General features: G+C 43.8%; 13 protein-coding genes. 8 read left to right on the top strand and 5 right to left on the bottom strand.

Annotated features, from left to right (window positions below; all coding sequences use genetic code 11):
* Positions 1 to 377: 377 nt before the first annotated feature.
* Both J3P43_RS13145 and J3P43_RS13140 read left to right on the top strand, forming a co-directional pair.
* Positions 378 to 3,167, top strand: a complete 2,790-nt coding sequence (locus tag J3P43_RS13145) for a glycoside hydrolase family 2 protein (protein WP_255903116.1) — start codon at positions 378 to 380, stop codon at positions 3,165 to 3,167.
* A 108-nt stretch (positions 3,168 to 3,275) separates the two neighbouring features.
* Positions 3,276 to 4,433, top strand: a complete 1,158-nt coding sequence (locus tag J3P43_RS13140) for an alpha/beta hydrolase (RefSeq protein WP_255903114.1) — start codon at positions 3,276 to 3,278, stop codon at positions 4,431 to 4,433.
* A 71-nt stretch (positions 4,434 to 4,504) separates the two neighbouring features.
* Here J3P43_RS13140 and J3P43_RS13135 read toward each other — a convergent pair whose 3' ends face one another.
* Positions 4,505 to 4,738, bottom strand: a complete 234-nt coding sequence (locus J3P43_RS13135) for a hypothetical protein (protein WP_255903112.1) — start codon at positions 4,736 to 4,738, stop codon at positions 4,505 to 4,507.
* Positions 4,739 to 5,225: 487 nt separating this feature from the next.
* Between J3P43_RS13135 and J3P43_RS13130 the strand changes: the two genes are divergently transcribed.
* Entirely contained in the window at positions 5,226 to 5,879 is a 654-nt protein-coding gene (locus J3P43_RS13130; RefSeq protein ID WP_255903110.1) for a DUF305 domain-containing protein, read from the top strand.
* 43 nt (positions 5,880 to 5,922) lie between these two features.
* On the opposite strand, the gene J3P43_RS13125 is transcribed toward J3P43_RS13130, so the two are convergent.
* Positions 5,923 to 6,741: a PRC-barrel domain-containing protein gene (locus J3P43_RS13125; RefSeq protein ID WP_255903108.1), complete on the bottom strand. Its 819-nt coding sequence runs from the start codon at positions 6,739 to 6,741 to the stop codon at positions 5,923 to 5,925.
* A gap of 317 nt (positions 6,742 to 7,058) precedes the next feature.
* Here J3P43_RS13125 and J3P43_RS13120 point away from each other — a divergent pair, with 317 nt between their 5' ends.
* Both J3P43_RS13120 and J3P43_RS13115 read left to right on the top strand, forming a co-directional pair.
* Positions 7,059 to 7,616 (top strand): substrate-binding periplasmic protein, encoded by a 558-nt coding sequence (locus J3P43_RS13120; RefSeq protein ID WP_369414806.1) that lies wholly within the window; start codon positions 7,059 to 7,061, stop codon positions 7,614 to 7,616.
* Positions 7,597 to 8,583 carry a cation diffusion facilitator family transporter gene (locus J3P43_RS13115; protein WP_255903106.1) on the top strand — a complete coding sequence of 329 codons (987 nt, stop codon included), beginning with the start codon at positions 7,597 to 7,599 and terminating at the stop codon, positions 8,581 to 8,583. The genes J3P43_RS13120 and J3P43_RS13115 overlap by 20 nt, the downstream gene beginning before the upstream one ends.
* A gap of 114 nt (positions 8,584 to 8,697) precedes the next feature.
* Here J3P43_RS13115 and J3P43_RS13110 read toward each other — a convergent pair whose 3' ends face one another.
* From J3P43_RS13110 to J3P43_RS13100, 3 genes are all read right to left on the bottom strand, one after another.
* Complete coding sequence (locus J3P43_RS13110) at positions 8,698 to 9,477, bottom strand: Rieske (2Fe-2S) protein (protein WP_255903104.1); 780 nt, start codon at positions 9,475 to 9,477, stop codon at positions 8,698 to 8,700.
* Positions 9,478 to 9,774: 297 nt separating this feature from the next.
* Positions 9,775 to 9,936, bottom strand: coding sequence for a hypothetical protein (locus J3P43_RS13105; protein ID WP_255903102.1), 162 nt, complete (start codon positions 9,934 to 9,936; stop codon positions 9,775 to 9,777).
* Between the two features lie 70 nt (positions 9,937 to 10,006).
* Complete coding sequence (locus J3P43_RS13100) at positions 10,007 to 10,420, bottom strand: response regulator (RefSeq protein WP_255903100.1); 414 nt, start codon at positions 10,418 to 10,420, stop codon at positions 10,007 to 10,009.
* Positions 10,421 to 10,606: 186 nt separating this feature from the next.
* Between J3P43_RS13100 and J3P43_RS13095 the strand changes: the two genes are divergently transcribed.
* The 3 genes from J3P43_RS13095 (at position 10,607) to J3P43_RS13085 (ending at position 15,427) form a co-directional block, all read left to right on the top strand.
* Positions 10,607 to 12,007 carry a pectate lyase family protein gene (locus J3P43_RS13095; protein WP_255903098.1) on the top strand — a complete coding sequence of 467 codons (1,401 nt, stop codon included), beginning with the start codon at positions 10,607 to 10,609 and terminating at the stop codon, positions 12,005 to 12,007.
* Between the two features lie 582 nt (positions 12,008 to 12,589).
* On the top strand, positions 12,590 to 13,426 hold the full coding sequence (locus tag J3P43_RS13090; protein WP_255903096.1) for a sialate O-acetylesterase: 837 nt from the start codon (positions 12,590 to 12,592) through the stop codon (positions 13,424 to 13,426).
* A gap of 75 nt (positions 13,427 to 13,501) precedes the next feature.
* On the top strand, positions 13,502 to 15,427 hold the full coding sequence (locus J3P43_RS13085) for a glycoside hydrolase family 97 protein (protein WP_255903094.1): 1,926 nt from the start codon (positions 13,502 to 13,504) through the stop codon (positions 15,425 to 15,427).
* Positions 15,428 to 15,430 lie beyond the last annotated feature (3 nt).

Here is a 15,430-nt window from a genome sequence, read left to right as displayed (position 1 = left end):
AACGTATTCTTATCCCTTGTATAAATGTCGCAAAATAAGATAATATCCCTTATACTTTTGATAGCAGTATCAAGATTGATAGGGAGCATTTCTTTTATTTGTGGTTTCATTTGTAAACTGCGGACTGATCGTCCGGATAGTCGGATACTATTATAACCCAGGTATCAGTATATAGCCCCCGCTGAAAGCGCTTCAATCACTGTTTAAGGCTTTCTGTTTATAGGCGCCGGCCTGGCATCATGAGATGTAGCACAGTTCGCAAATTGTTGCTGCAATTCTAATTTGATACAGATTTTATTGTTGGAGAAATCTTTCGGTAGGTGGATGTTCGTTGGTACCAGGCTGTCTTCATTAAATAATTTTATATTGCGTTCATTATGAACCCAATCAAAATCTTCTTCGCCTTGCTCCTGATGGTGGTTGCATTACCCTCTCAAGCACAAAAAACAATCATTAAATATCTGTCGGGTAAGGATAAAGACAATACCGTGAAATGGGATTTCTTTGTTAGTGCAGGTATGAACAGTGGGAAATGGACCACTATACCTGTTCCATCAAACTGGGAACTTCAAGGTTTCGGTAATTATAACTATGGCCATGACGGGACGACGAGGCCAGATGGTGGTAAAAAGGCAAAAGGTACCGAAAAAGGCTTGTATAAGCATCGCTTCATAGCTGATAAATCATGGGTAAACAAGCAGGTTGAAATAGTATTTGAAGGAGTTATGACCGATACTGAGGTTAAGCTAAACGGCCAGTTGGTTGGACCAGTGCATCAGGGCGGCTTTTATCGGTTTCAGTACAATGTAACAAATTACATAAAGCCCGGAGTTCAGAATCTGTTAGAAGTGGCTGTAAGTAAGGAGAGTGCAGACAGTACAGTTAACAATGCCGAAAGGGAAGGTGATTTCTGGATCTTTGGAGGTATTTACCGGCCGGTTTATTTAAAGATTATGCCTCAAACGTTTGTTCAGCGGGTTGCCATTGACGCACGTGCCGATGGTAAATTTCTGATGGATGTTTTCGCCGAAAACTTACGAGATGGCGATGAGATTTTGGCACAAGTTAAAACGCTGAAGGGACAAAAGGTTGGGCCTGTTTTCAAAGCGATGGTGTCGGTTCCTTCCGAAAAATATACGCTTTCTCAATCCTTCAGCGATCCGGAACTATGGAGTCCCGAGTTTCCGAATTTGTATACGGTGGATGTGAGCATTAAACGCAACAACATCATTCAACATATCTATCCTCAGCGATTTGGTTTCAGAACGGTAGAAGTTAAACCGGGCGACGGTATTTATGTGAACTATAAAAAAGTGCTTATAAAAGGGGTTAACCGCCATAGCGTATGGCCGGAAACAGGCAGAACCCTGAGCCGCAAGGTTCATCTTCAGGATATCGGTTTGATGAAAGATATGAATATGAATGCAGTACGGATGTCGCATTATCCTCCCGATTCAGAGTTCTTACATTTATGCGATTCGATAGGATTGTTTGTTATAGACGAACTAACCGGGTGGCAACAGAATTATGGCACATCGGTGGGAGAGAAACTGGTAAAGGAGATGCTGGCGCGAGACGTTAACCATCCCTCGATATTGTTGTGGGCAAACGGTAACGAAGGCGGCTGGAATACCGATCTGGATGATGATTATGCCTTATACGATCCGCAAAAGCGGGTAGTTATTCATCCATGGCACAACTTTAATAACCTTGATACAAAGCATTATCCGGAGTATTCCTACATCGAAAATGCAGCGAAGAAGGGGAGTGTGTTGCTGCACACCGAAATGATCCATGGATTGTATGACGGAGGGCATGGGGCAAGCTTATATGACAACTGGAATCTCATACGTCAGAACCCGCGGCATGCAGGTGGCTTTTTATGGGTACTGGCGGATGAAGGTATTGTTCGCCGTGATTTAAAAGACAGCATTGATACAGACGGAAATCATGGAGCTGACGGAATTGTTGGACCTCATCGTGAAAAGGAAGGTAGTTTTTACGCGATTAAGGAAATATGGAGTCCGGTTCAGGTTAAGAGGCCTGTTTTTGACCAGACCTTTACCGGAAAGCTTGAAATTGAAAATACCTATATCTACACCGACTTGTCTTCATGTAAGTTTAACTGGCAGTTGCTGAAGTATCCTTTAGCCAAAGACGCAAGGAAATCAAACACCATACTAGCCTCGGGGAAGTTCGTTCAGGCTCTGGCTCCCGGGCAAACCGGAACTATGCAATTGCCTTTGCCGCCAACCTGGAATAATGCAGACGCTTTGCGTTTAACCGCGATTGATCTATACGGACGTGAAATATATACCTGGACATGGCCGATTAAGTCCCCATCACAATTTTTAATACTCAACCTGCCGGTTGCGCGACCAGGAGCATCTATTAGTGAGAGAGAAGATGGGAATTCCTATAGTGTTACTAGTGATGATATTACTTATAAGTTTGATCCGGCTACAGGATACCTGAGTACTGTTACCAGAAATGGCAAGCCAATCTCCTTCGGCAACGGTCCGGTGCTGGCTGGAGTGAAGCTAACTCTTCAAAGCTTTAATCATCAGAAAGCTGCAGACAACAGTTATGTAGTTAATGCAGTGTATGCAGGCGATGCAGCTTTAAATGTGAAATGGACCTTTGCAGCTGGTGCTCCGGCTAAGCTCGAGTACAGCTATACCCAAACTGCACCGGCAAACTTTTACGGAATCACTTTTAAGGTAGATGAATCCAAAATCACGGGTATGAAATGGTTGGGAGACGGACCATACCGCGTATGGAAAAACCGCTTACAGGGTGTTTCAACAAATGTATGGGAGAAGAATTACAACAATACCCTAACCGGTGAAACGTTTGACTATCCCGAATTTAAAGGCTATCACGCTAATTTGTACTGGGCAAAAGTACAAGCAGGTGAGTCGTCGTTTACAGTTTATACAGACAGGCCGGATCTGTACCTGCAGATGCTTAAACCACAAAGGCATTCAACCACTTTTATTCCTCATGTAAACCCGCCATTCCCTGAGGGTAATCTGGGTTTTCTGGATGCCATAGCTCCGATCGGTAATAAGTTTCGTCCGGCTAGTACAATGGGGCCGCAGAGTCAGGTTAATGAGCCAGCCACCGGAACCATAAATGGCAGGTTATATTTCGAGTTTAAAAATTAACGCATTGAAAGTATGCTGAGGAAATATAGCTTCGCACCTGTCATCCGGAAACCTGAAAGAATGAAGCGGATATACATCGCTTTTTGAATTTGGGTTCTAATTTGTTCTATGTTTAGACTGGGGTTTTTAATTGTTTTATTGTGTCTCTCTTTGCTTTCTGTTTTTAAAGCGCCTGCATATTATTTATGGCTTGCAGCAATCCTGGTAACAGAATACCCGTTTATTTTCATCTTTATCACCACAGTTTTAATGGTCTGTGAGTTTTGGATATTTCGAACCCGTTTAACAAACATTGTAGTTGCAACTATAGCTTTTTGCTTCTTTTTTGTTCCTGTTATAGGGGCGTACTCTTCAGCTAAAAAGCTGGAAAAGGATATGACAGCGGGGGTAAAGACCAAGCTGAACCAAGATGAACCTATTTTTAGTTTTCGAAGAATGATTACAGGCCGTGATATTAAGCAGATCAGCCCTCAGCCATTCACCTACGCCTCATATGCTAAGGAGGTGATAAGCCTCGATTTTTATAGAACCGACGCGAAAGGAAAAAGACCTTGCATAATTGTAGTTCATGGTGGGTCCTGGAAAAGCGGTGATAACAAGCAACTGCCCGAGCTAAATTCTTATCTGGCTAATGCAGGCTATCACGTTGCTGCTATAAACTATCGCCTGGCGCCTGAATATAAAAGCCCATCTGCGGTTCAGGACGTTGAGGCTGCATTAAGTTTTTTGAAACTGCATTCTGAACGGCTGGCGGTGGATACCAATAACCTGGTATTGCTGGGAAGATCTGCAGGAGCTCAGATTGCGTTACTGGCCGCTTATACTCTTGACGAGCCCGGCCTGAAAGGTGTTATTGATTTTTATGGTCCCGCGGACATGGTTTGGGGGTATTCAGTGCCGGCAAATCCTCTGGTAATGGATTCGAGAAAGGTAATGGAAGATTATTTGGGAGGAACTTATGGTGAGAAGCAGCAGCAATATCTCAGCAGTTCGCCTATTCATTTTGTTTCTTCAGCTTCGGTTCCAACTTTAATTATTCATGGAGAAAATGATGTTCTGGTGGCCTATGAGCATTCTACCAAACTCGAGAAGAAGCTTAATGATAATAGAGTTAAAAACTATTTTGTGAGTATTCCATGGGCAACACATGGCTTTGACTATAATGTTAACGGGCCAGGCGGACAGCTATCAACATTTGCTGTTAGGGTATTTTTGGAAAGTGTCTTTGTTAACCAGACCAGTCTTTCCGGGGACGGAATTAGGTAGAAGCCCAGCCTTAAGACAGCAAGACGATCTGCTGGTATAAAGTTCATGTCTTAGGTGTCGGGGCTGTGAGATCAGGGAATGTAATCTACTCCGCCGATTAAAATCATCAGCAGAAACACGAATATGAAAGCTCCGACCAAAAAACCGGAGAATAGATAGAAAATAACGGCTTTGCCAGGGGCCATCTTTTTCAAAGGATCATTGAAGAAATATCTGATGATAAAAAACCCGGGGATCATAAACACGCTCACGATGCTGATGAGTGCCGGCCAGTCGATATTTACAACTAATAATAAGCTTTTCATAGAATGCCTTTTTCCGAGCTCTTCATTTCACCCACAGAAAACTTTTAGGCTAAAGGTAATAAATAGTATTGAAGAGCTTGAATCGCCTGTTGAAAGAATCAGGGAATTCCTTTTACGTATTAAGGGAACTCTAGTACAGAGGCACCCGCAGCTAGTACAGAAGCACCTGCAATTCGTCCACAATGACCTGTAGTTTGTTCACAAGCACCTGCAATTCGTTCACAAGCACCTGCAGTTAGTACAGAAGCACCTGCAGTTCGTTCACAAGCACCTGCAGTTTGTTCACAAGCACCTGCAGTTTGTTCACAAGGACCTGCAATTTGTTCACAAGGACCTGCAGTTAGTACACAAGAACCTGTAGTTAGTACAGAAACCCCCGCAGTTAGTACAAAAGCCCCCGCAGTTAGTTCGACGTTTTAACCGATTGCAGCTGATAATCTGGAACTATTGTACACAGGTTTTGTTATCAATCCTTAAAGAAAGCCATATGAACTACTTAAAGTTTTTATCAGTAATTCTTATTTCGGGCCTATGCTCATGCCAAAGCAATGGTCCGAAAAGCGCAGATGAGCACAGCTCCCACGATAGTACATCGCATGCATCTTCTTCCGAAAGAACAGAGATGGCTATAGTGATGGATAATATGATGAAAGATATGCATCAAGCGGAAATGACGGGAAACGCCGACCTTGATTTTGCTGTGATGATGAAAAGCCATCATGAAGGAGCGGTAGAAATGGCAGAGGAGGAGCTTAAAAGTGGAAAAGACGAGGCGATAAAGCAAATGGCCAGAGAGATTGCCGGTGCCCAGAAGACAGAGATAGTAGAACTGGAAGCATTTATCAGCAGTCCTAAAAATGCTGCAAAAAATTACGACCCTGCCACAAAGAATAGCGGCTTTGGAAAAGTGATGGATAAAAGCATGAAAATGATGATGGAGCTACCAGAATTGGCAGCCGGGAGTTCGGTAGACGAGCAGTTCGTTGCGTTGATGATTCCTCATCACCAAAGTGCAGTATATATGGCCGAAGGATTGTTGCAATATGGTAAGGATCCTAAGCTGATGGAGATGGCGAAAAAGATGATTGCCGATCAAAACCGCGAGATTGACGCTTTTAAGAAATGGAGTTCAGCTCGTTAAACAAGCAACCCGGCTGATTGGCAGCCGGGTTGTTTATTTAATATTACATCCGGTTTCCCGTCTGATGGTAGTGGTAGAGGTTCCGTTCTTGTTCCTGCTTGATCGGCTCGTTATAATCATACTCCGGACAACCTCTTAAGGTATTGGTTGTTTGGGTCAAATGCACCGATGAGTCTTCCCATTGTATCCGGCTTACGGCATTGGTTGAAGTTAAGATTTTCTTTCCCGAATACCAGTTGCCGGTTTCGATCACCAGGAATGGGATGCTCCAGGTAGTGCTGTCGACAAGCAGGTCTTCAACTTCGCCAAACTCGCCGTCGGTGGCATGAATGTTATATCCCGTAAGGTCTTTGAAACTCCTTAAATTCGGATCTCCGGTTGTATGTTGATCAGCAGAGTGATGTTCCGTTTCCGGACCGCGGTCTGATATCGTATCCCGCTCGTGATGATGCATTTCGTCGGCAATCCTATCCGAAAAAGGGATGTCGGGAGCTACTACTCCGCCCACCATTCCGGTGGTCATAAAGCCAATACCGCCCTGCTCGTTATACGGCCAGGAATAATGGCTGTGAAGATCTGCTTCCTGCTGGCGTGAGACTGGTCTTTCGGTGTCGATATCCGGACTGTGCTTGATCTGATCTCTGCTCAGGTTTACAGGCAGGACTTTGGATTGCCAGTCGGGATTATGCAAAGCCACCGGCGAGAGCAGTACTTTACGGCCAACAAGCCAGTTGCCGGTTTCTACCACCAGGTAGCGCACTTTCCATGTTTTATCATCAAAATAGAAATCTTTTATCTTGCCGATTTCACCATCGGTTGCGCCCATGGTAAAACCTAATAAACTTTGAATACTGTGTAGCATAACGCCTCCTTTTAATTGGTTAGAAAAAATTCTAAATAACCTATTAAAATAATAGCGTTTTTGGGGAATTTGTTTTCAGTATTTTCTCGTTTCGAGATGGATCTGGTGCCTGTATCCGGGATGGCTGCCTTTGCGCTCATCGGTCGTCTATCGTTGCTGGTTGGCAAACTTGTAGCGCTTCTGTTGGTTTATTTAAAAACGCTATAGATGAAAAAAGAAGCTATTTCTGCATTATTCATTTTGTTGTGTGTTCTGACAGCTTGCAAACCTTTTCCGAAAGACCCAAACAACACACTCGAGGAAGTGCAAAATAAAGTATTGAAAGTGGGCTATCGGCTTACGACAGCACGGCGAATACATCCGTCCGGTCTATTGATTTTGAAATCTCTTTAGTAAAGCAATTCGCTGAGGAGATTAATGCAAAAATAGAATGGGTAAGGGGCCCTCAATCAGAAATCGTTGAGTTATTACACTACAATAATTTGCATATGGCAATAGGAGGATATACAAGTCCTTCTCCGTTCGAAAAGAAAGTTTCATTCAGCCGGCCATATCTGATCAAAAAAATAATGGTAGGAGCGGGCGATAATCAGGCGGTGCCGGAAAAGATAAAAGGGGAGAAGGTAGTGGTCGCCGATCACCTTGTTGCTTTGTATGTGAGAAAAAAAGGTGGCATTCCCGTCTTTACCGATTCCTTATCGAAGGGGAATTATTTGCTTGCTGCATCTGAAGATGACTTAATAAAGATGGACGTAAAGCCCACGGATATTCTATTACATAAAGAGGAGTTTGTGATTGCCGTGCCGAAGGGGGAGAATGCTTTTTTAATTAAACTGGAACATTTCATAGACAGACATGGCAGAGCAAAAGAATAAATTCAAACCTACGGCACAGCAGGAGTTACCGCCAGCCCTGCAGAAAGTATTTGACCAGGCCACCACGTTAGAGTGGATTACGGTAATTTACATTGCTTCGGTGATCGTTGTTATGATGCTGACCATGCAATCGTCGCAGGCGATGAAAGCCACCTGGCTGGAAGATGTTTTGAGTATTATACCAGGGATTTCCTTTCTGGTGGCCCGAAGGTTTTATAACCGGCCACCTAACGAGCAGTTTCCGTTTGGATATCACCGCTGTTATTCCATTGCATTTCAACTTGGGGCCTTCGCATTGCTGTTTTTAGGATTGTTCCTGTTTTATGATTCGTTCTCAACGTTATTAAAAGAGGAGCATCCTACCATCGGATCGATAACTATTTGGGGACATAGGATCTGGATGGGCTGGATTATGATTGCGGCCTTGCTCTACAGTTGTATTCCCTCTATTTTTCTGGGGCAAAAAAAACTGCCACTTTCTGATAAGTTACACAATAAGATTCTGTTTACAGATGCCCACACTCAGCAGGCCGACTGGCAGACTGCCATGGCTGCTATTGTAGGGATACTGGGCGTCGGTTTGGGCTTTTGGTGGGCCGATTCGGCAGCGGCTTGTTTTATATCCATCAGTATTATCATAGATGGCTTCCAGCGCCTGAAAGGAGCGGTTGAGGATCTGATAGATCAGGTGCCTACAAACCTGGAGAACAGTAAAAAGCATCCGCTGGTTGAAAAGACATATCGATATTTCGACAAGCAATCCTGGGTTAAAGAGGTACGGATTAGAATGCGCGAAGCCGGGGAAATATTCTTCACGGAGGTGTTTGTAGTACCAAAGTCGATGGATAAATTATTTGAGAATATGGAGGCTGCACACGATGAGGTTAGAAAGCTGGATTGGAAAATGCACGATGTGGTGATAATTCCGGTCAGGGAGTTTTCGGAGGAACTGGATGAATCGAAGTGAGCGTTTTAATCTGTTGGAGTCCGCCAACTGGCGGATCGGGGTGACGACAGAGTTGAGAGCGTCGTTTCTACAGGTGCTGTGTTTACTGCGAAGCCATCATTAGGACATCCCACATTATAAATGCAAAAACACCTTGCCATCTATGGTACTAAGCATGTAGGTACGAATAGCATCCTTAGCCGGGCCGGCGCTTACTGCCCCGGTTTCTACACTAAATTGCGAGCCATGCCAGGGGCATTGAACGGTTTCACACATCATGGCGCCTCCGGCCAGTGAGCCACCCTTATGCGGGCAGCGGTCGTCGAAAGCTACGTACCTGCTTTCGGTTCTTGCTAAAACAATCCTGGTTGAACCTATATGTAAAAGCTTCATTTGGTTAGGTTCCAGTTCATTCTCATCCGCTACCGCGAGCGTATTGCTGCTTTCGGTAAAATAAGCCTCTTTCCATTTTCCGGCATTTGCGTACCGTGGATCTACACCAATTTGATTCCGGTGAACCAGTGTTCCGCCCATCCAGCCGGCAACAGATAACAGGATCACGGCCACTGCTTCTATGATGAGAATGTATAGTGCCTCAACTTCGTTTTCTAAAAATGCCGCCAAAATAAAAAGTACCAGTACCAGGCTGTTCAGTAAACCATGTTTAGCTGCTCGTTTTTTTGCAGAGCTATTCGGCGGCACAGTATACCGATAGTCGATAATGCCGGGAATAGCCGCCGCAGCTGCCGATACAATGCCGGCCAGAGCCAAATAATTCCCCATCTGCCACAATATATCCGACCGGATAGCCAGTGCCCAGGAATGCGTTACTAAGGTGCCTATGAAAAAAGCTATTGGGAAAACAATTAGTATAGGATGAATAGGATGGCTTTTAATGTTGGCTTTACTTTTCATGAGGTCCGGGCGGTTTGGTGTTGTCGAAAGGCTTCGGTTATAATCAACAAGAATCCGGCAATCCTGTTTAAAGAGTTTTTTTAATTAAATAAACCTGGGATTAAGAATCGGAAGGTGCAAAGATTTTAAGCCAGTGTTCTAAAAACTGAACAACTATCGGATGGTTTTATGAAATGGAGGTATAATTGAAAGCTGGACTGAGTGGTTCGCTGGCTGAGAGAACAGCAGGTTGGCTGTTTTGCCCTGCTATTCTATGCGGATGTGCTATTTTTTATATTGGCCTTGTAAGTCAAGGTTTTAGGCGACCGAAAAGGCGCTGTAAGCTACATACATTTTGCTGGTTTGCTTTACAAAGCGTCCTCGTGCCGATTTAAAGCTCCTGATCTCGTGTTCTAAAAGTGCTTTTAAAAATTTATCGGTTGAAGTTAACATGCGGGTATTTAAGTTTTCGTTTTTCATGATGCTCTGTTTTGTATTGCTAGTCCAAAAACTGAGCCAAAGGACGGAATGCCTATTCAAAGCGGCTGCGTTAATCGTGCTTGTTCGCAGTAATCGTGGTTGAGTGCATGAGATAATCTAGAATAGCTTCTGTGAAAGGTTTTGAGAAGAACCCCTTCACACAGTTGTATGTTAATGCTCTTACTTTATCGTGAGGGTTGATGGAGGATGTCAGAATAACAATATCAACAGGCTTATCAAGGCGCGAATTGTGTCTTTCGAAAAGATCCAGAAAATCCCAGCCGGATATGATGGCCATGTTCAGGTCCAGTAAAATCAAATCTGGTAAAGAATCAATATTGTCATCATCCACCAGGTACGAAAACGCGTCGGCAGCTTGCAAAAACGACCTGTGTTCGACCGGATGTCCGGAATATTTTATCACCAGTGACACCAGTTTATGATGAATAGGCTCATCATCGATAATAAAGATCTTTTTGAGCATATGTTTTATTAGGCGGATATAATGATAATATCAAAAGCTTCCAAAATGTTCTTCTAAAGAAGCTTTTTCTTTAAATATTATCCCAGAACGGGGCGGGGGCGCGTCATAATATCCTACAGAATCTTGAGAAAAAAGTACAGTTACCGAGCCTGTAATTCAGTTAGCTTTGGTTAAATAATTTGCTTTATGGCTTTTCCATTCAAATTTATACTTGCAGGTTTTCTCGTTCTGGGATTGTTTACGAATATTAGGGCGCAACAACTGGCGTTTCCGGGCGCCGAAGGTTACGGAAAGTACACAACCGGCGGCAGGGGCGGCCGGGTAATTGAGGTGACAAACCTCAATGGTGATGAGTCGCCGGGTAGCTTAAGAGCTGCTCTTAACACGCCTGGTTCAGATCCGATAACTATCGTGTTTAGAGTTTCGGGAACGATAAGTCTCACCAAAGGACAGGTTAAAGTAGGCCGCTCGAACATGACGATTGCCGGCCAAACCGCTCCGGGAGACGGAATTTGCGTTAAGAACGGTTATCTTAAGTTTAGCGGGAGCAATCTTATTATCAGATATTTGCGACTTCGTCCGGGCGATGAAGCAGGTTTGAGCGATCTGGCCAGCCTCGGGAACGAAAATTCAAAGAATGTCATTATCGATCATTGTTCTTTAAGCTGGTCGAACGAAGAGAGCCACACCGCCTATGACAATAAATATATTACGGTACAGTGGTGTATTTTGAGTGAAGGACTGTATAAGTCGTTTGATTCTAAGGGCGCCAGAAGTTATGGCTCGCAATGGGGAGGACAATATGCCTCTTATCATCACAACTTATTGGCACATAACGTAAGCCGCTCGCCCCGGGTAAATGGAGCCCGTTCTCATGATACTGTAGCTGTTTGTGATTTTAGAAATAATGTAATTTTTAACTGGGGAAGGGCCGGCGCTGTTTATGGAGGTGAATTGGAAGTTAACTCTCCGGATGCAAAGTGCTCTATCAATTGGATAAATAACTATTACAAACCCGGACCGGCTACTTCCGAAACTCTGCTTTTTGCTGCGCCCTCTCTTGAATCCCGTAAGGATGCCGCTAAAGGCTATGCCAAATGGTTTATTTCAGGTAATTATATGGAAGGTGCCGACAAGGGGCTAAATAAGGATAATTGGATTGGAGTGGATGTGAGCAAGGTTGGCAATGCATACAATATTAAGGCTGAGAGCGAATTCGAAGTTGAAAAGCCACAAACAGAATCGGCAAAGGAAGCTTATAAATCTGTATTGGCAAAAGCAGGAGCAACCTTCCCCAAAAGGGATGAGGTAGATACCCGTATAGTTAACGAGGCCTCTGGTAAAATGAAGATTAGCGGCAGCGGAGCTTACGGTGTTAATAAAGGAATCATAGATTCTCAAAAGAGTGTAGGCGGCTGGCCTAAGTTAAGCAGTGTTCCGGCTCCCGCTGATACAGATCGCGACGGAATGCCAGATAGCTGGGAAAAGGCCCGTTCGCTTGATCCGGCCAATCCGGATGATAGAAATAAGGTATCCCCTAATGGATATACTATGCTTGAAATGTATTTGAACGGTTTGGTGTATTAAAACTAAACTTTTAACGGTTTACTATCATAAGGCTGGGATTATTCCGGCCTTTGTTTTTTTTCTGAGCTTTTTGTCCTAAGCGGCCCAACTCTTTTTTGCAGCTCAACGTTGTAAAGGAAACCTCACCCACCTAAGATTCCGCAGCGCCTCCGGAGGGGTTTGATAGTTTATAAATTCTTTTATAAATCTTCAGAGTATTAACTGAATATTTATGTGTCATATCCAGGCAATCGACTGGTCTGTGAGGTGCCTGTAGTCGAGGGAGCATCATCGGAATTTAAACAAATGGATTCGGGAACGCCTTTTATAACCGTCTTTGCTTTAAATGAAAATAACCTGCTCCTGTTCAGAACCACGCATTCCGATTTTATTGTATTGTGTAGGTCTGTTTTGGAGAAATGTTTAAAAGGAAAGCAAAATCCGAGAAGAACCTGTATGCATTAAACGCTGCGATTAAAATTGAACAAATGTGATAGCATTTTGTAAGATTCGTGCTAATCGATAGTCAAAGAACCATCTAGTTTAGGAACCAAAATCAATTGATAACCAGAGGCCCTCGGCATCTCTTTTTGGAAACTAAATATGAATTTTTTAAGAATCGCTTTATTGTCTTTATTTGCTCTGTCGTTAACCAAACCAGTCTTCGCTCAAGATCCCAAGTTTTATATCTTTCTCACTTTTGGTCAATCCAATATGGAAGGCAGTGCAAAGTTTGAACCGCAGGATACTATAGTTGACGAGCGTTTTCGGGTGTTAGAAGCCGTTAACTGCGATAACCTTGGCAGGAAAAAGGGAGAATGGTACACTGCCGCTCCTCCGCTTGCCAGATGTAAGACAGGCCTGGGACCTACAGATTATTTCGGCCGTACACTGGTAGAAAACCTTCCGAAAGATGTAAAAATAGGGGTGATTAACGTAGCTGTGGGCGGTTGCAAAATTGAGCTTTTTGATAAAGATAATTACCAGTCGTATACCGCCACGGCACCTTCCTGGATGCTTGGAATGCTCAAAGAGTATGACGGAAATCCATATGGAAGGCTTGTGGAAATGGCCAAAATTGCTCAAAAGAGTGGCGTAATAAAGGGTATTTTAATGCATCAGGGCGAATCAAACACCAATGATGCTACATGGCCGCAAAAGGTGAAAGGTGTTTACAGTAACTTACTTGCCGATCTGAACCTGAATGCTGCATCCGTTCCTTTGCTTGCCGGAGAAGTTGTACATGCAGATCAGGGAGGAGTTTGTGCGAGTATGAATAAGATCATTGCAGAATTGCCGCAAACTATTCCCACCGCACACGTAATTTCCTCTGCCGGATGTGCCGATGGTGCGGACAATCTCCATTTCAGTGCTGAAGGCTACCGGGAGCTCGGAAGACGGTACGGTAAGAAGATGTTATCCTTGCTGAATAAGCGGTAATTTAATGCCGGAAATTCAAATAGTAACTGGCCTTCAAGGCTGATGAGATTAAAAATAGTTTTGATTTAAATGAACATGAGATTCACTTCTGGCTGGATGACTTTGTTGTTTTGTTTTTGCTGCCAGCAATTGCTGGCGCAAAAACTTACAATTCGTTCACCGAATAATAAAATAGTAGTCGGACTGCATTCTATTGATAATGGCGGCTGGATTTTGAAATCGTCATACCATGTAAATGGAAAGTTGACAGAAGTTATTCCCGAGGTAAAGCTCGGACTAAAGAGGAGTGACCAGGATTTTTCGAGCGGGTTGAGGTTTTTGAAAAATAGTAAAACGTTGCCGATATCGGAAAACTACAGCAGCCCGCACGGAAAGAGTTCGAGCCGCAGCAATTCCGCAAACGAAGTGACTATAGCTTTTGAAAATCAGGCGAAAGCGAAAATAAATCTTATCGTTCGCGCTTATAATGATGGCTTCACGTTTCGCTATGAATTTCCCGGTAAGGGCGGAAGTTATATCGTGGAAGATGAACTTACATCTTACACAATTCCTAAGGACACCAAACGCTGGATGGAAAAATGGAATCCTGCCAATGAAGGCCTTTACGCTGCTATGAGCGATGATAAAGTTCAAAAGCAAGAATGGTGCTATCCAGCTCTTTTCCAAACAAGAGATACCACCTGCTGGTACTTGCTGCACGAGGCAGATCTAAACCGGACGTATTGCGGAACTAAATTAAGCAATACGGCAGACCAGGATAAATACAAGCTTACATTTCCCAATCCGGCTGATGGCCGCGGGCAGGGATCGTCGAAGCCAACCATTACACTCCCATGGAAGTCGCCCTGGAGAGTAATTATTATGGGCAGTTTACAAGATATCGTAGCTTCGACTTTAGTAGACGATGTTTCAGCACCCTCTACCGTTAAAAATACAGACTGGATCAAGCCGGGCCTGGTATCCTGGAACTACTGGTCGAGCAATCACGGTACAAAGGACTATAAAATAGTTACAGATTTTGCAGATCTGGCTGCTGAAATGAACTGGCCCTATACTTTGCTGGATTGGGAATGGGACGCTATGTCGAACGGCGGGAATGTAGAGGATGCAGCAAAATACATCCTCTCTAAGGGTGTAAAGCCTTTGATTTGGTACAATTCGGGTGGTGATCACACGTGGGTGTCGTCTACACCAAAAGACCGGATGCTTAATCACGAGAACCGGGTTGCCGAATTTACCAAACTTAAAAAAATGGGCTTCGTGGGAGTTAAAATAGATTTTTTCGAAAGCGAAAAACAGGATATGATCAAGTATTACCTGGATATTCTGGAAGATGCTGCCAAATTCGAAATGATGGTTTATTTTCATGGATGCCTGGTTCCCCGTGGCTGGTCGAGAACTTATCCGCATTTAATGACATACGAAGGAGTTAGAGGAGCAGAATGGTACAATAATGGTCCCGAGTTTACTTTCTCTGCACCCGAGCATAACACGATTCTACCATTTACCCGTAACGTAGTGGGGGCGATGGATTATACTCCCGTTACGTTTACAAATTCTCAATTTCCGCATATCACTTCTTATGGACATGAGCTTGCATTGGGCATTCTCTTCGAATCGGGTTTACAGCATATGGCAGACCGCCCGGAAGGGTATCGGGAACTACCTGATTTTGTGAAGTCTTTTCTTAAAACAGTTCCACCGGCATGGGACGAAACGAGACTGCTGGACGGTTATCCGGGTAAAGACGTTACGATTGCAAGGCGCAAAGGTAAAACATGGTATGTTGCCGGTATCAATGCTGAAGGCAGGGAAAAGAGGAAAATGTTGAAACTACCTTTCCTGGAAAAAGGGATTAAGTACAAGGTGAATTTGATAGCCGATGGCCAGCACGATAAAAAGTTCTCTGTCAGATCGCTGGAAGTTGACAATTCTGCAAGTGTAGAGGTGAAACTACTTCGCCGCGGCGGTTTTGTAGCGACTCTAACACCAACCAACTAACAT

The sequence above is a fragment of the Paradesertivirga mongoliensis genome, from assembly GCF_024436395.1.
Lineage (GTDB): Bacteria > Bacteroidota > Bacteroidia > Sphingobacteriales > Sphingobacteriaceae > Paradesertivirga > Paradesertivirga mongoliensis.
Note: the sequence above shows the minus strand (reverse complement) of the source record. Positions and strands in the feature narration are given on the sequence as shown.

What these genes read in the sequence shown, in the direction of transcription:
- J3P43_RS13140 (WP_255903114.1), top strand. Translation starts at nt 3,276, where the DNA reads ATGTTTAGACTGGGGTTTTTAATTGTTTTATTGTGTCTCTCTTTGCTT.
- J3P43_RS13115 (WP_255903106.1), top strand. Translation starts at nt 7,597, where the DNA reads ATGGCAGAGCAAAAGAATAAATTCAAACCTACGGCACAGCAGGAGTTA.
- J3P43_RS13135 (WP_255903112.1), bottom strand. Translation starts at nt 4,738, where the DNA reads ATGAAAAGCTTATTATTAGTTGTAAATATCGACTGGCCGGCACTCATC.
- J3P43_RS13100 (WP_255903100.1), bottom strand. Translation starts at nt 10,420, where the DNA reads ATGCTCAAAAAGATCTTTATTATCGATGATGAGCCTATTCATCATAAA.
- J3P43_RS13125 (WP_255903108.1), bottom strand. Translation starts at nt 6,741, where the DNA reads ATGCTACACAGTATTCAAAGTTTATTAGGTTTTACCATGGGCGCAACC.
- J3P43_RS13110 (WP_255903104.1), bottom strand. Translation starts at nt 9,477, where the DNA reads ATGAAAAGTAAAGCCAACATTAAAAGCCATCCTATTCATCCTATACTA.
- J3P43_RS13085 (WP_255903094.1), top strand. Translation starts at nt 13,502, where the DNA reads ATGAGATTCACTTCTGGCTGGATGACTTTGTTGTTTTGTTTTTGCTGC.
- J3P43_RS13090 (WP_255903096.1), top strand. Translation starts at nt 12,590, where the DNA reads ATGAATTTTTTAAGAATCGCTTTATTGTCTTTATTTGCTCTGTCGTTA.
- J3P43_RS13095 (WP_255903098.1), top strand. Translation starts at nt 10,607, where the DNA reads ATGGCTTTTCCATTCAAATTTATACTTGCAGGTTTTCTCGTTCTGGGA.
- J3P43_RS13145 (WP_255903116.1), top strand. Translation starts at nt 378, where the DNA reads ATGAACCCAATCAAAATCTTCTTCGCCTTGCTCCTGATGGTGGTTGCA.
- J3P43_RS13130 (WP_255903110.1), top strand. Translation starts at nt 5,226, where the DNA reads ATGAACTACTTAAAGTTTTTATCAGTAATTCTTATTTCGGGCCTATGC.
- J3P43_RS13105 (WP_255903102.1), bottom strand. Translation starts at nt 9,936, where the DNA reads ATGAAAAACGAAAACTTAAATACCCGCATGTTAACTTCAACCGATAAA.